The sequence below is a fragment of the Pseudoalteromonas sp. Isolate3 genome (genome assembly GCF_022398505.1).
Lineage (GTDB): Bacteria > Pseudomonadota > Gammaproteobacteria > Enterobacterales > Alteromonadaceae > Pseudoalteromonas > Pseudoalteromonas apostichopi.
The window spans coordinates 1-24,464 of sequence record NZ_JAKEVN010000042.1; the positions used below are offsets into that span (position 1 = coordinate 1).

Consider the following 24,464-nt stretch of genomic DNA (forward strand, 5'->3'; position numbering starts at 1 on the left):
ACTAGCTCAAGTAGCTCTTCGTCGTCAACCATGTCACATTTGTTCATGAATACGATGATGTAAGGTACACCAACCTGACGAGAAAGTAGGATGTGCTCACGAGTTTGTGGCATAGGACCGTCAGTCGCAGCAACTACTAGGATTGCGCCGTCCATTTGAGCAGCACCAGTGATCATGTTTTTAACATAATCGGCGTGTCCTGGACAGTCTACGTGTGCGTAGTGACGAGTAGGAGTATCGTACTCAACGTGTGAAGTTGAGATTGTGATACCACGCTCACGCTCTTCTGGAGCGTTATCGATTGATGCGAAGTCTTTAGCTACACCACCGTATACTTTTGCAAGTACGTTTGTGATTGCTGCTGTTAGAGTTGTTTTACCGTGGTCAACGTGGCCGATTGTACCAACGTTTACGTGCGGTTTTACGCGTTCAAACTTTTCTTTTGCCATCTTAAAAAATTCCTATAAAGAAATTAACGCCTGACCCACTATTGGGCCAGACAAGCTAAATCATATAACAGCGCGAGCTGCAATTATTGCATCTGCAACATTCTTAGAGGCTTCTGCATACTTCAAAAACTCCATAGAGTATGATGCACGGCCTTGTGTTGCAGATCGCAGATCAGTTGCATAACCAAACATTTCAGAAAGTGGTACTTGCGCATTAATTTGCTTAAGACCACCGAATGCTTCTTCCATGCCTTCGATCATGCCGCGGCGACGGTTTAAGTCACCAACTACATCACCCATGTTTTCTTCAGGAGTGATAACTTCAACCTTCATTACTGGTTCTAGAAGAGCTGGGTTTGCTTCAAGCGCACCTTTCTTCATCGCCATTGAACCTGCAATCTTAAATGCCATTTCATTCGAATCTACATCATGGAATGAACCATCAAACAGAGTCGCTTTAACGCCAAGTAATGGGTAGCCTGCCAGTACACCTTGAGTCATTTGCTCTTGGATACCTTTGTCTACCGCAGGGATGTATTCTTTAGGAACAGAACCACCAACGATTTCGTTAACGAACTCATAAATTGGCGCATCATCTTCCGAAATATCCATCGGTTCAAGTTTAAGCCAGACGTGACCATATTGACCACGACCACCTGATTGACGTACGAACTTCCCTTCAACTTCAACAGCTGAACGGATAGCTTCACGGTATGCTACCTGTGGCTTACCAACGTTACATTCAACACTGAATTCACGCTTCATACGGTCGACAATGATATCAAGGTGAAGTTCACCCATGCCAGAAATAATAGTCTGGCCTGATTCTTCGTCAGTTTGTACTCGGAAAGATGGATCTTCTGCCGCTAGTTTACCTAGCGCGATTCCCATCTTATCTTGGTCAGCTACTGTGCGAGGCTCTACCGCAACAGAGATAACTGGCTCAGGGAACTCCATACGCTCAAGCGTAATGACTGAGTTCGGATCACACAGTGTCTCACCTGTTGTTACGTCTTTAAGACCAATAGCCGCTGCGATGTCGCCTGCGTAGACTACTTTGATCTCTTCACGTGAGTTTGAATGCATCTGAACGATACGACCAAGTCGCTCACGCTTACTTTTAACTGGGTTGTATACCGCGTCACCCTGTTTAACAGTACCAGAGTAAACACGGAAGAAGGTCAAGGTGCCAACGAACGGGTCTGTCGCAATCTTAAAAGCAAGTGCGGCAAACGGTGCGTTGTCATCAGCAGGACGTTCTTCCTCAGTACCATCTTCAACGATACCTTGGATTTGTTTCACTTGTGTTGGAGCAGGCATATATTCGATAACAGCATCAAGCACAGCTTGAACACCCTTATTCTTAAATGCACTACCACACGTCATTGGAACAATTTCGTTAGCTAATGTGCGCTGACGTAAAGCTGCTTTAATTTCAGCTTCAGTCAGGTCTTCACCTTCTAGATATTTGTCCATTAGTTCTTCTGATGCTTCAGCAGCGCTCTCAACCATGTGAGAACGCCATTCTTCTGCAAGCTCCAGAAGCTCTGCCGGAATGGCCTCATAAGAGAAAGTCATGCCTTGATCTTCGGCATTCCAGTTAATGGCTTTCATCTTAATAAGGTCAATAACACCTTTAAAGTCGTCTTCAGCACCAATTGGTAGCTGAATTGGAACAGGCGTTGCTCCAAGACGAGATTTCACCTGGTCCACAACAGTTAAGAAGTCAGCGCCAGTGCGATCCATTTTATTTACGAAGATCATGCGAGGAACTTCGTATTTGTTCGCTTGACGCCAAACTGTCTCAGTTTGCGGCTGTACACCAGATGAAGCACAAAGAACAACTACCGCACCATCTAGTACGCGTAAAGAACGCTCTACTTCGATAGTGAAATCTACGTGTCCTGGAGTATCAATGATATTGATGCGATGGTCGTCAAATTGAGCGTCCATCCCTTTCCAGAAACACGTTGTTGCAGCAGAAGTGATTGTGATACCACGCTCTTGTTCCTGCTCCATCCAATCCATAGTTGCAGCACCATCATGTACTTCACCGATCTTATGAGAAAGACCTGTGTAGAACAGAACACGTTCTGTTGTGGTGGTTTTACCTGCATCTACGTGAGCGCAAATACCGATATTGCGATAGCGCTCAAGTGGAGTTGTACGTGCCATATGATCCTCTTAAAGGTTAAGGGCAGATTACCAACGGTAATGAGCGAATGCTTTATTCGCTTCAGCCATACGGTGAACGTCTTCACGTTTCTTAACCGCAGTGCCTTTGTTGTCAGCAGCGTCAACGATTTCTTGAGCTAAACGTAAGCCCATAGATTTTTCGCCACGCTTACGTGCAGCGTCTACTAACCAACGCATACCTAATGCGTTGCGACGTACTGGACGTACTTCAACTGGTACTTGGTACGTTGAACCACCAACACGGCGAGATTTAACCTCTACCTGTGGGCGAACGTTTTCAAGTGCAGCTTCAAAGATTTCAAGGTGCGACTTGCCTGATTTCTCAGCAGCCACGTCTAACGCACCATAAACGATTTTTTCAGCAGTAGATTTCTTGCCGTCTAACATTACTACGTTAACGAATTTAGCAAGAAGTTCCGATCCGAACTTAGGATCTGGAAGAATTTTACGTTGACCTATTACGCGTCTTCTAGGCATTTTGTATCTCCGGTATCTTCAGGTTTGCTCTTTTAGAGTCAATACCCAAAACAATTAATTTAAAAATTTAGTGCTTGGCCTTACTAACGGAGAACCATTAGCCCTTAGGGCGTTTAGCACCGTATTTAGAACGAGCTTGACGACGGTCGCTAACGCCTGCACAGTCAAGTGCACCACGTACAGTGTGGAAACGCACACCTGGTAAGTCTTTAACACGACCACCACGGATAAGGATTACACTGTGCTCTTGTAAGTTGTGGCCTTCACCACCGATGTAAGATGTTACTTCGAAACCGTTAGTTAAACGAACACGCGCTACTTTACGTAATGCAGAGTTTGGTTTCTTAGGTGTAGTTGTATATACACGAGTACATACACCACGCTTTTGCGGACAAGCTTTAAGTGCAGCTGAGTTACTTTTAGTAACTTTGCTACGACGTGGCTTACGCACTAGCTGGTTAATAGTTGCCATTTAAATAGCTCCTGAAATTAAAATTACTACTGAAAAAATAAAAAATCCGCCCTGTTTACATGCTCGTTACAAAACGTGCAGGCAAATGGGTGGCGGAATTTTAATGAGCAAAGTTTAACCTGTCAACCTTAACTCATCGTAAGGCAGAAGATAACTGCCTTACGATTTCTTAATCTATTGATTAAGCTGAGATTATTGGTTTCCAGAGATATCTGCGTTAAGTGCGTCAGTTAGTGCTTGAGTCGCCTCTTCAGCACTTACTGTTTGCTCTTCAACGATTTCACCTTGCTTGCGACGATTCAAACGGTCTTGGTGATACGCAAAGCCTGTACCAGCTGGGATCAGACGACCCACGATTACGTTCTCTTTCAGACCACGAAGTTCATCGCTCTTACCATTTACAGCTGCTTCAGTTAGGACACGAGTTGTCTCCTGGAATGATGCTGCAGAAATGAAAGATTCTGTTGCAAGTGACGCTTTAGTGATACCCATTAACTGGATTTCAAACTTCGCTGGGATCTTACCTTGTTTCTCAAGTTCACGGTTCGCGATGTTAACGCGTGCCACTTCAACTTGTTCACCGGCTAAGAACTCAGTGTCACCGCCGTCAAGGATGATACATTTACGTAGCATCTGACGAATAATTGTCTCAATGTGTTTGTCATTGATCTTAACGCCCTGCAAGCGGTAAACCTCTTGCACTTCGTTAACGATGTAGTTAGCTACATGAGTTACACCACGTAAGCGTAAGATGTCATGTGGTGACTCTGGACCATCGGCGATAACCTCACCTTTAGACACTTGCTCACCTTCGAACACGTTAAGTTGACGCCATTTAGGAATCATCTCTTCGTATGCGTCACCCTCAGCTGGAGTGATTACAAGACGCTTCTTACCTTTTGTTTCTTTACCGAAGCTGATAGTACCTGTGATTTCTGCAAGGATTGCAGGATCTTTCGGTTTACGTGCTTCGAATAAGTCAGCTACGCGAGGTAGACCACCCGTGATATCACGAGTCTTCGAACCTTCTTGCGGAATACGTGCAAGTACGTCACCTGGGTTTGCAGTTGCACCGTCGGTTACTTCAATCGTTGTGAATGAAGGTAGACGTGTTTCTTGCAGACCACGCTCATCGCTTTCGATGATTAGTTTAGGTTCTTTCGCATTTGCTTTACCTAAGTCTTTAACAACCACACGAGTTAAACCAGTTAACTCATCTGTTTGTGCTTCGGTATTTGAGTCATCAATGTCGCTGAACGAGATTTTTGACTTATGCTCAAGAACGATTGGGTGACTATGCGGATCCCAAGTTGCAACGATATCGTTACCTTGAACTTCTGCATTATCTTGTACAGATAACACCGCACCGTAAGGTACTTTATAACGCTCTTTCTCACGACCAAAGCTATCGATGATAGTGATCTCTGTTGAACGAGACGTGATAACAATCTTACCGTCTGTGTTTAGTACGTACTTCGCGTTGTGTAACTTCAATGTACCGTTAGTTTTAACTTGTACACTGTTTTCAGCAGACGCTCGAGATGCTGCACCACCGATGTGGAAGGTACGCATCGTAAGCTGTGTACCCGGCTCACCGATTGATTGCGCCGCGATAACACCTACTGACTCACCTGGATTAATGATGTGGCCACGTGCAAGGTCACGACCGTAACACTTAGCACATACACCAAAGTCATTATCACAAGTGATTACTGAACGAACGCGTACTTCATCTACTGAATGCTCTTCTAGAAGGTCACACAGTTTTTCGTCAAGCATGATATTACGCTCAACAAGTACTTCGTTAGTATTTGGAATTAATACATCTTCAGCAACAACACGACCAAGAACACGTTCGCGAAGCGCTTCTACAACGTCACCACCCTCGATAAGCGGTTTCATTGTTAAGCCATCTTCTGTGCCACAATCGTCTTCATTGATTACTAAATCTTGTGCAACGTCTACTAGACGACGCGTTAAGTAACCCGAGTTTGCTGTTTTAAGTGCTGTATCGGCAAGACCTTTACGCGCACCGTGCGTTGAGATGAAGTACTGTAGTACGTTTAGACCTTCACGGAAGTTCGCCGTGATTGGTGTCTCGATGATTGAACCATCTGGACGTGCCATTAGACCACGCATACCCGCTAACTGACGGATCTGAGCGGCGCTACCACGTGCACCTGAGTCTGCCATCATAAACACTGAGTTGAATGAAGATTGCTCTTCTTCTTCGCCTTTAGCGTTGATTACAGTGTCTTTTGATAAGTTCGCCATCATCTCACGTGATAAGTTTTCATTTACACGTGACCAGATATCGATAACTTTATTGTACTTTTCACCAGCCGTTACAAGACCTGATTGGAATTGTTGGTTGATTTCAGTTACTTCAGCTTCCGCTGATTCAATGATTTCTGCTTTAACCGGTGGGATAACTAAGTCATCGATACCGATTGAAACACCTGACTTCATTGCGTAGTGGAAACCGGTGTACATTACTTGGTCAGCAAAGATAACTGTATCTTTAAGACCTAGACGACGGTAACACTCGTTTAATAAGCCAGAAATTTGTTTCTTACCTAGGGCTTGGTTGATTAACTCAAACGGCATGCCTTTAGGTAGGATTAGTGAAAGGATCGCACGACCTACTGTTGTTTCAACAATAGATACTTGCTCAACTGTTTCACCATCTTCATTACTGATTGTCTCGCTGATACGTACTTTTACGCGTGCATGTAACTCAGCGTTACCGCTGCGGTATGCTTTTTCAGCTTCTTTAGGATCTTTAAATACAATACCTTCGCCTTTCGCATTGATGCGATCACGAGTCATGTAGTAAAGACCTAATACAACGTCCTGTGAAGGAACGATGATTGGCTCACCATTCGCTGGAGATAGGATGTTGTTAGTAGACATCATTAGAGCACGTGCTTCTAATTGTGCTTCAAGCGTTAACGGTACGTGTACCGCCATTTGGTCACCATCGAAGTCAGCGTTGTATGCCGCACAAACTAATGGGTGTAAATGAATCGCTTTACCTTCGATAAGCACAGGTTCGAACGCTTGGATACCCAAACGGTGAAGTGTTGGTGCACGGTTCAGTAATACTGGATGCTCACGAATTACTTCGTCTAATACATCCCATACTTCTGCTACTTCACGCTCAACCATCTTCTTAGCAGCTTTGATAGTCGTAGCCATGCCGCGACGCTCTAGTTTACCGTAGATAAATGGTTTGAATAGCTCAAGTGCCATCTTCTTAGGAAGACCACACTGGTGTAGTTTAAGCGTAGGACCTACTGTGATTACAGAACGGCCAGAGTAATCTACACGTTTACCAAGTAAGTTCTGACGGAAACGACCTTGCTTACCTTTGATCATATCAGCAAGCGATTTCAGAGGACGTTTGTTAGAACCTGTAATCGCACGACCGCGACGACCGTTATCAAGTAGCGCATCTACCGCTTCTTGTAACATACGTTTTTCGTTGCGTACGATAATGTCTGGTGCTGCTAGATCTAATAGACGTTTAAGACGGTTATTACGGTTAATAACACGACGGTAAAGGTCATTCAGATCAGAAGTCGCAAAACGACCACCGTCTAGTGGTACTAATGGACGTAGATCAGGCGGAAGTACTGGAAGTACTGTCATGATCATCCACTCAGGGTTGTTACCTGATTGGTGGAAAGATTCCATTAATTTAAGACGTTTAGTGATCTTCTTACGCTTAGTTTCAGAGTTAATTGTTGGTAACTCTTCACGCATTTCAGCAATTAATTGGCCAAGATCAAGTTCACGAAGCAAGTCTAATACTGCTTCAGCACCCATCTTCGCTTCAAACTCATCACCGTGCTCTTCAAGTGCATCTAAGTACTCTTCTTCACCTAAAAGCTGACCACGCTCAAGCGTTGTCATACCAGGCTCAGTTACTACGAATGATTCGAAGTAAAGTACGCGCTCGATGTCACGAAGTGTCATGTCTAGCATTAAGCCGATACGTGACGGTAATGATTTTAAGAACCAAATGTGCGCAACTGGGCTCGCAAGCTCAATATGACCCATACGGTCACGACGCACTTTAGTTAGCGTTACTTCAACGCCACACTTTTCACAAATAACACCACGGTGCTTAAGGCGCTTATATTTACCACATAAACACTCATAATCTTTCACTGGGCCGAAAATACGGGCACAGAATAAGCCGTCGCGCTCAGGCTTGAAAGTACGGTAGTTGATTGTCTCAGGTTTCTTTACTTCACCGTATGACCATGAACGAACCATATCTGGCGAAGCAAGACCAATGCGAATTGCATCGAATTCTTCGGTCTTATTTTGTTGCTTCAGAAACTTAAGTAAGTCTTTCACCTTAGCTCTCCTGTCGGAGGTTAATCTTGAGGGCGAAACAATCGCCCCTACATTCTATTCGGCCTAACAGGTGCGGCTTACGCCGCACCTAAATGGCTTAATTTTCTTCCAACTCGATGTTGATACCCAGTGAGCGGATTTCTTTCAACAATACGTTGAACGATTCTGGCATACCTGGTTCCATCTTATGGTTACCATCTACGATGTTCTTATACATCTTAGTACGACCGTTCACGTCATCCGATTTCACTGTTAGCATTTCTTGTAGAGTATATGCAGCACCGTAAGCTTCTAGTGCCCACACCTCCATCTCACCGAAACGCTGGCCACCGAACTGAGCTTTACCACCCAGCGGCTGCTGAGTAACAAGGCTGTAAGAACCAGTTGAACGTGCGTGCATCTTGTCATCAACCAAGTGGTTAAGTTTCAACATGTACATGTAACCAACAGTTACTTGACGTTCGAACTGATCGCCAGTACGGCCATCATAAAGTGTAACTTGACCGCTTCTTGGATAACCACCAAGCTCAAGTAAGTCTTTGATTTCGCTTTCACGAGCACCATCAAAGGCTGGAGTTGCGATCGGTAAACCACCTTTCAAGTTTTCAGCTAAGCGACGAACTTCATCATCAGAGAACGAGTCGATATCGACTTTCTGACGACAATCACCTAATTCGTAAACTTTCTTAACGAAGCTACGGATTTCGTGCAGTTCACGCTGCTCTTTCATCATTTCTTCTAAGCGCTCACCCACACCACGTGCAGCAAGACCCATATGAGTTTCTAGGATCTGACCGATGTTCATACGTGATGGTACACCTAGCGGGTTCAGAACGATGTCTACCGTACGACCTTTGTCATCGTATGGCATATCTTCTACTGGTACGATAGTCGAGATAACACCTTTGTTACCGTGACGACCCGCCATCTTATCACCCGGTTGGATACGACGTTTAACAGCTAGGTATACTTTAACAATCTTAAGTACGCCTGGTGCTAAGTCGTCACCTTGAGTGATCTTACGACGTTTGTTTTCAAACTTCTTATCGTATTCAGCTTTAAGCTCATCGTACTGAGCAGCTAGTTGCTCAAGTTCAGCTTGCTTATCTTCTTCAGCAAGGCTTTGAGTAAGCAGCTTTTCAGCATTTAGTGATGCAATTGAATCTGCGTTCAGACCAGCGTCAACAAGTAACTTACGAGCACGCTCTAATACGCCTGCTTCTAAGATACGGAACTCTTCGTTGAAGTCTTTCTTCGCTTCGCGAAGCTGCATGTCTTCAACTTCTAACGCACGCTTATCTTTTTCAACACCGTCACGGGTGAAAACTTGTACGTCGATTACAGTACCAGTTACAGAGTTTGGTACGCGTAAAGAGCTGTCTTTAACGTCTGACGCTTTCTCACCGAAGATAGCACGTAGTAGCTTTTCTTCTGGTGTTAATTGCGTTTCACCTTTCGGAGTCACTTTACCTACTAGGATATCGCCGCCTTTAACTTCAGCACCGATATAAACAACGCCTGACTCATCAAGCTTGCCTAGTGCAGATTCACCTACGTTAGGAATATCTGCTGTGATCTCTTCTGGACCTAATTTAGTATCACGTGCGATACATTGTAGTTCTTGAATGTGGATAGTCGTTAGACGATCTTCTTGAACTACGCGCTCTGATAGTAGGATTGAATCCTCGAAGTTATAACCGTTCCATGGCATGAATGCCACGCGAAGGTTTTGACCAAGTGCTAAGTCACCAAGGTCAGTCGAAGGACCATCTGCTAATACGTCACCACGTGTTACCGGCTCACCAACCATACAAGTTGGTTTTTGGTTAATACATGTATTTTGGTTTGAGCGAGTGTATTTAGTAAGGTTGTAAATATCTATGCCCGCTTCACCCGGGACACGCTCATCTTCATGTACATTTACAACGATGCGGCTTGCATCCGCATACATTACTTCACCACCACGCTTAGCAACGATAGTTACACCAGAGTCTTTCGCTAGTGTAAGCTCGATACCTGTACCTACCAGCGGTTTGTCCGCGATAAGAGTTGGTACGGCTTGACGTTGCATGTTTGAACCCATCAATGCACGGTTAGCATCATCGTGTTCTAGGAACGGGATAAGTGCTGCCGCTACAGAGATCACCTGTTGTGGTGATACGTCCATATATTGTTGGTCCATTTTGCCCATAAAGGTTGATTCACCTTTGTGACGACATGGAATTAGTTCATCAACAAACTCATTGTTTTCGTTCAAGTTTGAGTTCGCCTGAGCGATAACAAACTGACCTTCTTCAATGGCTGATAAGTAATCTACTTCATCAGTAACTACACCGTTTACCACTTTACGGTAAGGTGTTTCTAAGAAACCATAGTCATTAGTACGTGCGTACGTAGACAGTGAGTTAATTAGACCGATGTTTGGACCCTCAGGCGTTTCGATTGGACATACACGACCATAGTGAGTTACGTGAACGTCTCGAACTTCGAAGCCAGCGCGTTCACGTGTTAAACCACCCGGACCTAATGCAGAAATACGACGCTTATGCGTTACTTCTGAAAGCGGGTTATTTTGGTCCATGAACTGTGATAACTGAGATGAACCAAAGAACTCTTTAACCGCTGCCGAAATAGGCTTAGCGTTAATAAGATCTTGTGGCATTACAGCGTCAAGGTCACCTAAGCTTAAACGCTCACGTACAGCACGCTCAACACGTACTAGACCAACGCGGAATTGGTTCTCAGCCATTTCGCCAACACTACGGATACGACGGTTGCCTAAGTGGTCGATATCATCAACATCGCCAACACCGTTACGAATAGCGATAAGCACTTTCATAACAGCTACGATGTCTTCTTTCGATAATGTGCCAGGGCCAGTATCTGAGTCATAACCTACACGGCTATTGAACTTCATACGACCAACTGTTGATAAATCGTAACGCTCGTCAGAGAAGAACAAGTTATCAAATAAGGCTTCAGCCGCGTCTTTCGTCGGTGGCTCGCCTGGGCGCATCATGCGATAAATTTCTACTAATGCTTCTAAACGGTTGCTTGTTGTGTCGATACGTAATGTATCTGACATGTAGGCGCCGCTGTCAACTTCGTTGATATATAGAGTATCAATCTTAGTGTGACCTGCTTTAACCAATTCAGCCATTAGCTCAAGTGATAGCTCGTCATTCGCGTTTGCGATGATCTCACCTGTTGACTCATCAACATAGTTTTTAGCTACAACACGACCAATGATGTACTCATGCGGTACTTCTAATTGGTTAATACCTTTTTTCTCGATGTTCTTGATGTGACGCGCAGTAATACGACGACCCGCTTCAACAAGGACTTCACCGTCTTCGCCTTTGATATCAAAAGCGGCAGTTTCACCACGTAAGCGCGAAGGAACAAGTTCCATAAGAACTTTACCGTCAGCAACTTCAAACGTAGTTGTATCGAAGAATATCTCTAGGATTTCATCCGTTGAGTACTCTAGTGCACGTAAGATGATTGACGCCGGTAATTTACGACGACGGTCAATACGTACATAAAGGTTATCTTTTGCATCAAACTCGAAGTCTAACCATGAACCACGGTAAGGAATTACACGCGCGTTATAAAGCACTTTACCTGACGAGTGAGTTTTACCGCGGTCGTTATCAAAGAATACACCAGGGCTACGGTGTAGCTGAGAAACGATAACACGCTCTGTACCATTGATAACAAAGGTACCGGTATCAGTCATGAGCGGAATTTCGCCCATGTAAACTTCTTGCTCTTTAATGTCTTTAACTGTGCCTGGTGCTTCTTTGTCCATCACCACAAGACGCAATTTTACGCGAAGTGGAGCAGAATAAGTCACACCGCGAATTTGACATTCTTTTACATCGAATACTGGCTCACCAATACGATAACTTACGTATTGAAGCTCAGAATTTCCCGAGTAGCTTTTGATAGGAAACACAGAACGGAATGCAGCTTCCAAACCGTGATCGCCATCAGCGTCAGGGACTAAGAATTTTTTAAACGATTCTAACTGCGTCGACAGTAAGAAAGGTATATCCAAAACTTGTGGACGTTTACCAAAATCCTTACGGATACGTTTCTTTTCAGAATAAGAGTAAGCCATGGGGTTCCTCAGCTTGCTGATCTTTGACCCGACCTGTTCTTGTAAGAACAGACTTAACTGGCATCTATGCCAAGATGTACAACATTAAATTGTTGTTCTATTTTACTCTGCCACTTTCAACACCGATTAAGGTAACAACTTGAAAGTAAAGAGAAAATTAGATTTTATTTGCGTTACAGGATTGCATCGCTCCATAGCGCAAAAAGGCCGGTGATTAAATAATCACCAGCCCTTGCCTGATTACTCAGGCAGCGAACCTAGCGTAAGCTAGATTACTTAACCTCAACTTCAGCACCAGCTTCAGTAAGGTCTTTTGCAAGTGCTTCAGCTTCTTCTTTAGATACACCTTCTTTGATAGGTGCAGGAGCTGCTTCAACAAGTGCTTTAGCTTCTTTAAGGCCAAGACCAGTAGCACCACGTACAGCTTTGATAGCTGCAACCTTGTTAGCGCCAGCGCCAGTAAGGATTACGTCGAACTCAGTCTTTTCTTCAGCTGCTTCAGCAGCAGGACCAGCAACAACAGCAGCTGCTGCAGTTACGCCGAATTTTTCTTCCATTGCTTCAACTAGAGCAACAACGTCCATTACTGACATTTCAGCAATAGCATCAAGGATTTGGTCTTTAGTTACAGACATTACAAATTTCCTAATTATTACGGACTAAATATAGCCCAAAAAAAATATTACACCGAAAGTGAACAAAAAAACAGCTTAAAATTAAGCAGCTTGCTCTTCTTTCTGTACACGTACTGCTTCAATTGTTTTACACAATTTACCTGCAGACGCTTCTTTCATAGCGCTCATTAAGCGTGCAACAGCTTCGTCGTAAGTAGGTAGAGTTGCTAGCATAGCTGCGTCTACTACGTTACCTTCAAATGCAGCCGTCTTAACTTCGAATTTCTCGTTCTTCTTCGCGAAATCTTTGAAGATACGCGCAGCAGCACCTGGGTGCTCTGAAGAGAAAGCGATTAAGCTTGGACCAACAAGTGAGTCAGAAAGGCACTCAAAATCTGTACCTTCAATAGCACGTTTAGCTAAAGTGTTACGAACAACTTTCATCCATACACCAGCTTCACGAGCTTCTTTACGAAGGGCAGTGATAGCACCAACTGTTACACCACGAGAATCTGCAACAACTGCAGAAAGAGCACCAGTGGCTGCTTCGTTGACTTCAGCAACAATTGCTTTTTTGCCTTGAAGATTTAAAGCCATGGGTGTTACTCCTGGTTTAATGGGTTGCCGAAATTGGCTTCCCTGTTCTACTCTTCCCCATCTAAGATGGAGATGCTTTTTACGGCGAGAGCCAGAAGATTAGGAAAAATCTATCTGGGGATTCACACCGTCTACGTAGGTAAAATATTAAGGCCGAAGCCGCCTACGGTCTTGGACGGAAGCCCAATTTATCGTTTTTACCCGAGAGCATTACGAAATTATGGACTTCAACCCGAATTCTTTACTTGTTTTGAAATTAACTTTCTCAACAAAATGGCGCAAAATTATAGTTCAAATTTCGCGCCATGTAAACTCTTAATTAAGCAACAACTGTGCTTAGAGAGTTTTGGTCAACAGCAACACCTGCGCCCATTGTTGTAGAGATAGTTACTTTCTTCACGTAAGTACCTTTTGCTTGAGAAGGTTTAGCCTTCTTAAGCGCAACAATAAGAGCTTCAAGGTTTTGTTGAAGTTGCTCAGCAGTGAAATCAACCTTACCGATAGTAGTATGGATGATACCGTTCTTGTCGTTACGGTAACGAACTTGACCTGCTTTCGCATTTTTAACTGCTTCTGCAACGTTAGGCGTTACAGTACCAGTTTTAGGGTTTGGCATTAGACCACGTGGACCTAAGATTTGACCTAGTTGACCAACAACACGCATAGCGTCTGGAGATGCAACAACAACGTCAAAGTTCATCTCGCCTTTCTTAACTTGTTCAGCAAGATCTTCCATGCCCACTAATTCAGCACCAGCTTCTTTCGCAGCATCTGCGTTAGCGCCTTGTGTGAATACAGCAACACGAACTTCACGACCAGTACCGTTAGGTAGTACAGTTGCACCACGTACGTTTTGGTCAGATTTACGAGCATCGATACCAAGGTTAACAGCAACGTCAACACTTTCTACGAATTTAGCTGTCGCTAACTCTTTTAAAAGAGCAACTGCTTCGTTGATTTCGTAATCTTTAGTCGCATCCACTTTTTCGCGGATTGTACGCATACGTTTAGTTAATTTTGCCATTATCTTAGTCCTCTACGTTCAAGCCCATCGCACGCGCAGAACCTGCGATAGTGCGAACTGCAGCGTCCATATCAGCCGCTGTAAGGTCAGGTCGTTTTGTCTCAACGATTTCTTCAAGTTGAGCACGAGTTACTGTACCCACTTTTTCAGTGTTAGGACGGCCAGAACCTGATTTGATACCTGCAGCTTTCTTAAGTAAGTAAGCAGCCGGTGGAGTTTTCATGTCGAACGTGAAAGAACGGTCACCGTAAACAGAGATCACTACAGGAACTGGAGCGCCTTTTTCGATAGACTCTGTACGTGCGTTGAACGCTTTACAGAATTCCATGATGTTTACACCGTGTTGACCTAGTGCTGGACCTACTGGAGGACTAGGGTTAGCCATACCAGCGGCAACTTGTAGCTTGATAATAGCTTCAACTTTTTTAGCCATAATAAATACCTCATTTGGTGGGTCATAGCCTTGTGCGCGCGAGGACGCGTACTCTAACGGCTTCCCAGTTTAAAAATTGGTTCTCACTTTTTAGTGATAAAACAAGTTATAACTTGCCCTAACACAAAAAGGCCGCTGATTATAAGTTAATCAGCGGCCTTTTTCAAGCTTATTGCCAAAATATTAAACAATTTTGGCAGCTTTAATTTCTTACTTACTTGTCTTGCTCAACTTGACCGAATTCAAGGTCAACAGGTGTCGAACGACCGAAGATAAGAACAGACACTTTTACGCGGCTCTTCTCGTAATCAACTTCTTCCACAACACCGCTGAAGTCAGCAAATGGACCATCGATAACACGAACAACTTCACCTGGTTCAAATAATGTTGCAGGCTTAGGCGCTTCAGAGTTCTCTTGCAGACGGTTCAAGATGCGATCAGCTTCTTTTTGGCTGATTGGAGCTGGACGATCAGACGTACCGCCAATGAAGCCCATAACACGTGCTGTGCTGTTCACTAAGTGCCAGCTTGCATCGTTCATGTCCATTTGAACTAGTACATAACCTGGGAAGAATTTGCGCTCAGATTTACGCTTTTGACCAGCGCGCATCTCAACAACTTCTTCAGTTGGTACTAATACTTCACCAAAACTATCTTCCAAACCTTCAATCTTGATGTGCTCAAGAATAGTTTGTGCTACACGCTTCTCGTAACCAGAGAAAGCTTGCACTACGTACCAACGTAGTTTCTTTTCGTTCTTCTCATCCGACATGGGATTAGATCTCCAATCCAGTTAAAAAGCCTACTGCGCGGAACAAAATGCCATCTAATCCCCAAAGGATAAGTGCCATAATCACAGTTGCAACCATTACAATTAATGTCGTATGTGTTGTTTCTTGGCGAGTTGGCCACACAACTTTACGTACTTCGATACGTGACTCTTTTGCAAACGCAAGAAAAGTACGACCTTTTTCAGTTAGTGAGGCAATGCCTAAACCAGCTGCAACAGCAACCACTACACCAATAGCACGTAATAATACAGATTGGTCTGCAAACATGTGGTTACCAACGACTGCGCCTGCTAGTAGCGCAATTGCTACAATCCACTTTACTGAATCCATCGCACTTGATGGTGTTTCTACATTCGTGCTCATAATATTTTTACCTTAACTACAGACACAACAACCCTGCGCTCTGGCAGGGTTAATCCATTAAAATCTAAACTTAAAAACTGACTTGTTTAAACCGATTTTTAAATTCAGACTCAACACACATTGTTTAAAAAGTGGCAGGGGCGGAGAGATTCGAACTCCCAACCGTCGGTTTTGGAGACCGCTGTTCTACCAATTGGAACTACGCCCCTGCAAAGTGGATGCCTATTATACTTACGCAATTCATTAACACAAGAGTAAAAGATACCCATTAGTTAAAATCTCATCAGTTCGTTTAAAAATCAATATTAACATTGATTAAAAAGCAGTTTATTATAAACCCGATATAGGAACTAAAAAACTACATGGATCAGTGTGCTGCCATTTAAACTCTCTTTTAATATTGTACTGTTATGCCTCGTCACCTTGATCTGTAAGCAGGCTAATGCTCGCTCGTTACACCTAGCTACTTTTAATAGCCAACAAGGTCTAAGTCAAAACTCTATCACTTGCAGCATAACTGATCAGCAAGGCTTTTTATGGTTTGCCACACAGGGAGGTTTGAACCGCTTTGATGGTTATGAATTTAAACGCTTCAAAGCTAACAGCAATAATAAAAGTATTTCTGGAAATTGGATCACAGGCTGTGCCAAGGACAGTAATAATCAGCTGTGGTTTTCGACCGCCAGCAAAGGACTCAATAAACTCAATCCTGAGACTGGCCAATTTGAGGTTTATTCGACTTCTAATGAGGCAGGACTAAGTGAAGATAAAATTTGGTCAATGGTACTGGCTAAAGGTGATGTTCTTTGGCTAGGTCACGAACATGGTAAGTTAACTCGTTTTGATATATCAAACCAAGAATTTGAACATTTCCAATACAAAATAGATCAGCAGTTGCCGCTTGTACGTGACATTGTTATTACCGATGAACTCATCTGGCTTGCCACTGATATGGGACTTATTTCATTTAACCCAAGCACAGAGCAATTTACTCAACATACTCAAATCACTTCACCGCTTTGGCATCTAAAATTGTTGAATCATGAAAAACTGCTTATTGGTGCAAAGCAAGGCTTATATTCATTAGATTTACTTACGCAAACCAGTGAGCAAATCGAACAGTTAAATGGTGTCTGGATCACTGACAGCCTTATTGACCAACAGCAAAACCTTTGGCTTACAAGCTACGGGCGAGGTCTATACTTTTTACCTGCAGATGCTGACTTACAAGACCAATACATTCGATACGACCATGACAAGCAAAACCCCAATGGCTTGACTAGCGACTTTCTCCTATCTCTTTATCAAGATTCACAAGGCATTATGTGGTTGGGCACCGATGGTTATGGTGTGCATCGCTATGATCCTAAGCAACAGCAGTTTTCTCATCAGTTACAAACCTCACAGCCAAATTCACTAAGTCATAATTTTGTTCGCTCAATAATAAAAAGAGCCAATGGCGAGGTATGGATTGGCACCCGTGACGGACTCAACCGTCAAACAGCGTTTGGTTACCAACATTATAAAAATGCCCTGCCAAATAATAATATATTTGCCCTTCATGAAGATGCTAACAAGCAGTTATGGATAGGTACTTACGGTGGTGGCTTAATTAAGTATCAAGATAGTCGTGATGAATTTAAAGCCTTCACTATGCAAAGCCACCAGCTAGCCAGTGACCGTGTATATGCAATAACTAGCGACAAAGTTGGTGCTCTTTGGCTTGGGAGTAACCAAGGGTTAACTCGCTTTGAGCCAAAATCAGGCAAAGTTACTCACTATAAACATAGTGATTCTCAAAACAGTCTTGCCAATAACACCGTATTTACTCTTGCTTACGATAGTGAAGAGCACTCACTTTGGGTCGGCACTCGAGCAGGGCTCAATAAACTGGATATCACTACGAAGCAATTTAGTTTATTAGATGAGCAAGGCTCTAACAGAGCTGGGCTCAGCCATAACATGGTCACCTCTTTATTATTGAATGGCGATAGTGTTTGGGTTGGCACCATGCAAGGCTTGAATCAAGTTAATAAGCATAACTTCAGGGTGAAACAAATTACTGAGCAACAAGGTTTGGCGAACGATAACATTTTTGACATTCTCGCCGATAAGCAAGGTATGCTTTGGCTAGCAACCAATGGCGGACTCACTCGCTATAACCCCACCACAGAGCAAATGCAGCAGTTTTTGCCAGAGGATGGCATTCAGCACCAATCTTTTATACTGGGTGCGAGCTTTCAAGCAGACGATGGCGAGTTATTTTTTGGTGGCATCAATGGTTATAATCATTTTTATCCTGAGCAACTAAAGTTATCGCACTCTCCCCCTACCCCTGTTTTAACCGAATTATTATTAAACAACAGAGTCATTAAGAGTAATCACTTCGATAAGCAAGCAAATACCCTTGCGAGTGCAACTCAGACATTTGCGTTTGCAAAATCTGCTGGCGTTATCGGCTTTAAATTTAGTGCATTAAAAAACGGATCGACACCAAAGCACTACCAATTCGGCTACAAGCTTGCTGGCTTTGATGAACAATTTTTATATACAGATGCATCCCTTAGACAAATTAATTACCCTCAGCTCCCTGCTGGGAACTACAAATTATTAATAAAAGCGAAAGATCAATATGGGCAATGGAGTGACAGCAAAAAGCTACTAACATTAACTGTTGTGCCTCCTTGGTGGCAAAGTAAATTAGCCTATGCTATTTACTTTATTTGTGCTTTAGCAGTGACCTGGCTTCTTTTGAATTCCTTGTACAAACGCAAACTCGCAGAGCAAGAAAAACAAACCGAGATTGAGCTAAACAAATTAAAAGATCAATTTTTAGATAACATTAGCCATGAGCTAAAAACACCATTGAGTTTAATACTTGCCCCGATCAGCCAGTTACAGCGAAGTAATACAGACCCCCAAGCTCAAAATCAACTGGCTAGTATTAAACGTAACTGCCAACGCTTACTTGAACTGATCAATCAACTTTTACAATTGAGTCAACGCCCTAGTACAGCTATTTACACTGTTAGCCCTTATTCCATTACAACCTTTTTAACAGACTTAGTGGCAGATTTCAGTGCTCTGTTTGAGCAAAAACAACTGCAATTTAGCTTTGATGATACTACCTCAACAACATGTAAGATTAACCTTGCTCCCGAACATGCTCATTCTATTTTCAGTAACCTGATAAGTAATGCGCTTAAGTACACGCCTAACGGCGGTAAAGTCGATATTCAACTTGATGAAGTGCAGCAACAACTGATTTTTAAAATTACTGATACAGGTGTGGGTATTGCCAGTGAACATCAACAGTCGATTTTTCAGCGCTTTACCCGCGTAGCATCATCAGAGCCTGGCAGTGGTATTGGCCTGAGCTTAGTAAAGCAACTTGTAGAGCAATACGGTGGGTCTATCAGCGTAAGCAGTAAAATTGCTGAGGGAAGTTGCTTTACTGTGTCATTGCCTATGCTTGAGTGTGCTGAAAATCAGGTTAATAGCATTACGCAACTACGCAACTCACAACAGACATTACTGATTGTTGAAGATAATAAGGAAATGGCTGAACTACTACTTGCTTTGTTTAATGCAGAATTTAACTGCATCTGTGCAACTGATGGTCAACAAGCGCTTGATTTATGCCAATCAGACCTACCAGAGCTCATTATCAGTGATGTAATGATGCCGAATATGAATGGCTATCAACTGTTAGCAGCACTCAGAGCAAACCCGGCCACCAGCCATATTCCGGTGTTATTACTTTCAGCTAAAGCAGATACCCACAGCCGCTTGAAAGGACTTGATTTATTAGCCGATGACTTTTTGAGCAAACCTTTTGAGCCCACTTTACTAGTAAGCAGAGTAAAAGGATTGCTTAATCTTAGACAAATTTTAAACCAGCATCTAACAGCCCAACTGGTAGCTCCTCTGAATAGTGATACAGCCGCTGTAACAGTACAAAATAAAGATTATTCCTTCACTGAAAAACTCAAGCAAGTAGTACAAGCCCATTATCAAGATGAAAACTTTTCGGTTGAGCAATTAGCCTCAGCCTTATGTTTAAGCTCCCGTGCTCTGCAACTAAAAATGAAAGCCTTGTATTCACAAACTCCCTCTGACTATTTACGCAATACTCGCTTAGAGTTTGCAAAGAAACAGCTAGTCGATGGCCATTTAGCGATTGGTAAAGTAGCAGAGCAAGCGGGCTTTAGTTCGCAAAGCTATTTTGCGCGAAGCTTTAAGAGCTATGTTGGCTTATCACCAAAACAGTACCGAGAAAAATATCAAAAACGCGTTGAATTTCGCATCAGTGAATAAACTTTTCGTCTGAGTGCTATCAATAAAACACTGATTTTTATAGCTTATCCATATAAACATTAATAACAACAAAGCCCATATTGCGGCGTTATTTACTGCATGAGATATAAGTTAAGGAAAGTCATATGCTCACCAAAACACACAAAGCGATTTCGATTACGTTACTTGCTGCGGCACTGACTGCATGCCAAAGTACTTCGACCACCACAAGCAATAACAATAGCCCAGATATAAACGAAGTGGCACAGCAGCAATACAATGGCCCAAAAGCTCGGATCGCTGTTGCCCGCTTTACTGACAAATCAAACGATTCACGTTGGTGGCGTAAAGAAATTGGTGAAGGTATGGCTGATCAACTAACAACCGCATTAGTTAGCACCAATCGCTTCATTGTCTTAGAACGACAAGCACTTGATGCCGTATTATCAGAACAAGACCTTGCTGTATCAGGCCGTGTGAGTGCAGCTTCAGGTGCTGCTTATGGTGAAATTGAAGGTGCCGAAATTGTCGTAGTTGCCGCTGTTACTGAATTCGATGATGACAATTCGGGCACCCGCGTAGGCAGTGGTGGCTTTATCGGTGACGTATTTAGCTCAGTGTCGGCGGGTTTTTCAAGTTCGCACATGGCGATAGATTTGCGCTTAATCGACACGCGAACTTCACGTATTTTAGCCGCTACCAGTGTTGAGGGTGGCAGTAAAGATTTTGACTTTACATCAGCTGCTACCAATTTTGGTGGTGCACTCGTTGGTGGTAACTTAAGTAGCTGGTCAAACACGCCAAAAGAAAAAGCACTGCGTGAAGTCATCGTCAAAGCCGTTGAGTTTTTGGAATCAAAAGTACCAACAACTTATTATCGCTATAATAGCGATAACACCATTGCAGCAGGCCATACCGCACCTGCACCACTAAAAGTAACCGCAGCTGCAGCACCAGCTAAAGCGCCAGTTGCATCGGTTAATGTTCCAACTCACAGAATGCCTTACTACGAAAAAACAGACTTAGCCATGTCACGACTGAACTTGGTTTGTTTAGGTTATTTAAAAAGGCAGCCTCACTACGAAGAATATGAAGTAGAAGACGTAGAGTACGATGAAGCAACGGTGATTGCACTCACTGAGTATCAGCAAGAAAATAAGCTGAAAGTGACAGGCCTTGCGGATGAGACGACTAAAAAATCTCTTGATGATTCAGGGTGTATTGCCAAAACGAACAAATCAAGTTTAGAAAGCCTTGGCAGTATGTTTAAATTTAATTAAGCAAACTAACAGCCAGTACCAGCACTGGCTGTTTAAAACCTTAGTTATAAAATTTGTAATAGCTCACCGCGATAAAAATCACATAACAACCAAATTTGTTGAAATGGATGGTGCTTAGGCACATCAAGGTGAGTAAGTACTGACTTAAAATCATCAAGATGCCATATAGTACTGGCATTTCGAATTAATAACCAAGGCTGCGTAGATTCGTAATGTTTCTTGGCTTTTTGTGCCAACAACCGATGCAAAGCACAGTGCAGACGCTCGTTACTTGGAGCTAAAGCCATTTCAGCAAGATCTCGTTGCATTGAGATAGACAGCGGCCTACCTAACACCGCCATTGCTTCTGTTTCACTGGCATATAAATGGGCGACTTCAATATCGAGCCGCTCATCACCTTTATAACAACTCACGTCTGGCTTACTCGGTGTGTTATGCCAAATATTTCGCATGCTTACACCAAACTGCTTTTCGTAGCAGCGCAAAAACAACTTTGCTGCACCATGCTCAAGTGCTATTTTCTCTCGTTCACTTTCACGATTCATTTAATGTTGCATACACATCTTTTAATAACCCTGAAGCGCCAAAACGAAATAACTCGGGTTGTAAATACGCTTCACCCATAATTGATTCAGCTAACGCTAAATACTCAGCAGCATCGGTGACTGTTCTGACTCCGCCCGCAGCCTTAAAACCAATTTTTTTACCACTCGCTTTTATGGTGTTTAACATGGTATCTGTTGCAGCTAGAGTTGCATTAACAGTCACTTTACCGGTACTGGTTTTAACGAAATCAGCACCGCCCTCAATTGCCAGTTTAGTGGCCGTTGAGATGAGATCATCGCTTAATTCGCCACTTTCTATAATTACTTTGAGTTGCGCTTTATTGCTACATGCCTCTTTTGACGCTTTGACATACTCAAAAACTTTGCGCTCATCACCGGCGATTAGTGCTTTATAGGGGATCACTAAATCAATTTCATCAGCTCCGCGCTCAATAGCAAACAGCGTTTCATTTATCACTTGTTCTAACGATTGCTCCCCACTAGGAAAGTTAGTAACTGTAGCTACTTTGACTTGCTGTAGTTCACGCTCAGCGAGTGCAAGCTTTGCGTCGCTTACAAACTGGCTATATACACAGACCGCAGCAGGAATACCTAACTTTGGCTCAATACTGGCAACCAAGTTATTAATGGTTTCTGTTGTGTCGCTGTCGTTCAGAGTTGTTAAGTCCATCAGTGCCACCGCTTGGGCAGCGCTTGTTTGCATTTTAGTCATAGCTCTTATATTTGTGTTGCCATATTAGTGACCTATAGTAGCAAATTTTTATCATTCGGCTATAAATCATAACTAATCACCATAAGGCTGCTTATTTACTTGTAACTCGTCGCAATCCCTTGTTAACTAAGTCTTAAGCCAAAACAAACCACCGGGTATAACTTTTAGTTATATAAACTTGGTTTTAATTATTTTTTACTTTTTTTAGAGCACTATATTCTGCTTGCCTGCAATAAGCAGTTTCGTTGATGTGTTTTAGGGGTGAGAACAAAGTGCAATATTTACCAATCTTTACCAAATTAGACGACAAACCAGTACTGGTAGTCGGCGGTGGAGATGTCGCGTTACGCAAATGCCGTGCGTTTTTAAAAGCACGTGCCAATGTGACACTAGTCGCCCCTGAGTTTTGCGATGAGCTGCTCGCTCTTGCTAAGCAAGGTGAAGTAAACCTGATTTCTGATACTTTTAAAGAGCAGTATCTGGATCAGCAAATGCTGATAATCGCCGCAACTGATATAGACAGTGTTAACAAAGATGTTTTCGAACTTGCGAATGCGCGCAATATTTTCGTTAACGTGGTGGATGACCAACCTAAGTGCAGCTTTATTTTTCCATCAATTGTTGACCGTGATCCAATCACTATTGCGATTTCAAGTGCAGGCACAGCACCAGTTTTAGCACGTCGTTTACGTGAAAAACTAGAAACACTTATTCCACAACATATTGGTCCTCTCGCTACATTAGTAGGTAGCTTCCGTAATAAAGTAAAACAGCGCTTTAAACACTTTGCTGATCGTCGCCAGTTTTGGGAGGGCGTATTTGATTCATCAGTGGTAAGCAAAGTACAAGCGGGTAATACCGAAGCTGCTTCAGCGCAATTAGAGCAACTATTAGATGCTAAGCCAGAGCCTGAAGGCGAAGTATATGTTGTTGGTGCAGGCCCAGGTGACCCAGAGTTATTAACACTAAAAGCACTGCAATTAATGCAACAAGCCGACGTCGTTGTTTATGACTACTTGGTTTCTGATGAAATTATGGATTTAGTACGCCGTGATGCCGACTTAGTTTGCGTAGGTAAACGTTTAGGCGATCATAGTGTTGCACAAGAAGATACTAATCAGATGCTGGTCGATTTTGCCAAACAAGGCAAAAAAGTATGCCGTATTAAAGGTGGCGACCCGTTTATTTATGGTCGTGGTGGTGAGGAAGTGCAAGTGCTAGCCGCTAATCAAGTACGTTACCAAATTGTACCGGGTATTACTGCTGCTGCAGGTTGTAGTGCATATGCTGGTATTCCACTTACCCACAGAGATCATGCGCAAGCCATTCAGTTTGTAACAGGTCACTGTAAAAAAGATGGTCAAGAATTAGATTGGCAGTCACTCGCAAAGCCAAATCAGACATTAGCAATTTATATGGGAGTGATTAAATCACCGCATATTCAAGCACAATTATTGAAACACGGCCGCGGTGCAGACACCCCCGTTGCCATAATCGAAAACGGCACACGTAAAGAACAACGAGTGGTTACAGGGCAATTAGGTGAGCTGGCCGATTTGATTTCGCGCCATAGCATTATTTCACCAGCCTTATTAATTATTGGCGAAGTTGCATCATTGCACCATCAGCTTGCATGGTTTGGTAAAACCGAGCAAACCAGCAGCTTTGCCCAGCCAATCACTGGCGTAGCTTAATTTAACTTTTAA

Annotated in this window: 17 protein-coding genes and 1 tRNA gene; 3 read left to right on the top strand and 15 right to left on the bottom strand. The window is 43.1% G+C overall.

The annotated features are described in order from the left end of the window. The 13 genes from L1D46_RS10265 to L1D46_RS10325 form a co-directional block, all read right to left on the bottom strand. Positions 1-449: GTP-binding protein (locus L1D46_RS10265; protein ID WP_239977513.1), on the bottom strand; the 449-nt coding region annotated here is incomplete at its 3' end. Between the two features lie 60 nt (positions 450-509). Beyond that, positions 510-2,624, bottom strand: a complete 2,115-nt coding sequence (gene fusA / locus L1D46_RS10270) for an elongation factor G (RefSeq protein ID WP_130049897.1) — start codon at positions 2,622-2,624, stop codon at positions 510-512. Positions 2,625-2,651: 27 nt separating this feature from the next. Then, positions 2,652-3,122 (bottom strand): 30S ribosomal protein S7, encoded by a 471-nt coding sequence (rpsG, locus tag L1D46_RS10275; RefSeq protein ID WP_054554834.1) that lies wholly within the window; start codon positions 3,120-3,122, stop codon positions 2,652-2,654. Between the two features lie 97 nt (positions 3,123-3,219). Then, positions 3,220-3,594: a 30S ribosomal protein S12 gene (gene rpsL / locus L1D46_RS10280; protein WP_002958885.1), complete on the bottom strand. Its 375-nt coding sequence runs from the start codon at positions 3,592-3,594 to the stop codon at positions 3,220-3,222. A gap of 192 nt (positions 3,595-3,786) precedes the next feature. Then, the gene (gene rpoC / locus L1D46_RS10285) at positions 3,787-7,959 is read right to left on the bottom strand and encodes a DNA-directed RNA polymerase subunit beta' (RefSeq protein WP_130049898.1); all 4,173 of its coding nucleotides are present in this window, start codon (positions 7,957-7,959) and stop codon (positions 3,787-3,789) included. Positions 7,960-8,056: 97 nt separating this feature from the next. After that, positions 8,057-12,082 carry a DNA-directed RNA polymerase subunit beta gene (gene rpoB, locus L1D46_RS10290; protein ID WP_178926526.1) on the bottom strand — a complete coding sequence of 1,342 codons (4,026 nt, stop codon included), beginning with the start codon at positions 12,080-12,082 and terminating at the stop codon, positions 8,057-8,059. A 272-nt stretch (positions 12,083-12,354) separates the two neighbouring features. After that, positions 12,355-12,717 (bottom strand): 50S ribosomal protein L7/L12, encoded by a 363-nt coding sequence (gene rplL / locus L1D46_RS10295; RefSeq protein WP_054554830.1) that lies wholly within the window; start codon positions 12,715-12,717, stop codon positions 12,355-12,357. Positions 12,718-12,798: 81 nt separating this feature from the next. After that, on the bottom strand, positions 12,799-13,293 hold the full coding sequence (gene rplJ, locus L1D46_RS10300; RefSeq protein WP_130049900.1) for a 50S ribosomal protein L10: 495 nt from the start codon (positions 13,291-13,293) through the stop codon (positions 12,799-12,801). 319 nt (positions 13,294-13,612) lie between these two features. Next, positions 13,613-14,317 (bottom strand): 50S ribosomal protein L1, encoded by a 705-nt coding sequence (gene rplA / locus L1D46_RS10305; RefSeq protein WP_062568393.1) that lies wholly within the window; start codon positions 14,315-14,317, stop codon positions 13,613-13,615. 4 nt (positions 14,318-14,321) lie between these two features. Then, a complete protein-coding gene (rplK, locus tag L1D46_RS10310) occupies positions 14,322-14,750 on the bottom strand; it encodes a 50S ribosomal protein L11 (protein ID WP_054554827.1) in 429 nt (142 codons plus the stop codon). Between the two features lie 214 nt (positions 14,751-14,964). After that, the gene (nusG, locus tag L1D46_RS10315; RefSeq protein ID WP_054554826.1) at positions 14,965-15,522 is read right to left on the bottom strand and encodes a transcription termination/antitermination protein NusG; all 558 of its coding nucleotides are present in this window, start codon (positions 15,520-15,522) and stop codon (positions 14,965-14,967) included. 4 nt (positions 15,523-15,526) lie between these two features. Beyond that, positions 15,527-15,904 (bottom strand): preprotein translocase subunit SecE, encoded by a 378-nt coding sequence (secE, locus tag L1D46_RS10320; protein WP_130049901.1) that lies wholly within the window; start codon positions 15,902-15,904, stop codon positions 15,527-15,529. 132 nt (positions 15,905-16,036) lie between these two features. Continuing rightward, positions 16,037-16,113, bottom strand: a tRNA-Trp gene (locus L1D46_RS10325). A gap of 163 nt (positions 16,114-16,276) precedes the next feature. Between L1D46_RS10325 and L1D46_RS10330 the strand changes: the two genes are divergently transcribed. Further along, a complete protein-coding gene (locus L1D46_RS10330; RefSeq protein WP_239977514.1) occupies positions 16,277-20,221 on the top strand; it encodes a two-component regulator propeller domain-containing protein in 3,945 nt (1,314 codons plus the stop codon). A 125-nt stretch (positions 20,222-20,346) separates the two neighbouring features. Then, positions 20,347-21,480 (top strand): CsgG/HfaB family protein, encoded by a 1,134-nt coding sequence (locus L1D46_RS10335; protein WP_130049903.1) that lies wholly within the window; start codon positions 20,347-20,349, stop codon positions 21,478-21,480. A 44-nt stretch (positions 21,481-21,524) separates the two neighbouring features. On the opposite strand, the gene L1D46_RS10340 is transcribed toward L1D46_RS10335, so the two are convergent. Together L1D46_RS10340 and deoC are read right to left on the bottom strand one after the other, a co-directional pair. Further along, the gene (locus L1D46_RS10340) at positions 21,525-22,025 is read right to left on the bottom strand and encodes a hypothetical protein (RefSeq protein WP_130049904.1); all 501 of its coding nucleotides are present in this window, start codon (positions 22,023-22,025) and stop codon (positions 21,525-21,527) included. Next, entirely contained in the window at positions 22,015-22,758 is a 744-nt protein-coding gene (gene deoC / locus L1D46_RS10345; protein WP_239977515.1) for a deoxyribose-phosphate aldolase, read from the bottom strand. The genes L1D46_RS10340 and deoC overlap by 11 nt, the downstream gene beginning before the upstream one ends. Before the next feature lie 272 nt (positions 22,759-23,030). On the opposite strand from deoC, the gene cysG reads away from it, so the two are divergent. Then, the gene (gene cysG, locus L1D46_RS10350; protein WP_239977516.1) at positions 23,031-24,452 is read left to right on the top strand and encodes a siroheme synthase CysG; all 1,422 of its coding nucleotides are present in this window, start codon (positions 23,031-23,033) and stop codon (positions 24,450-24,452) included. Positions 24,453-24,464: the final 12 nt, after the last annotated feature.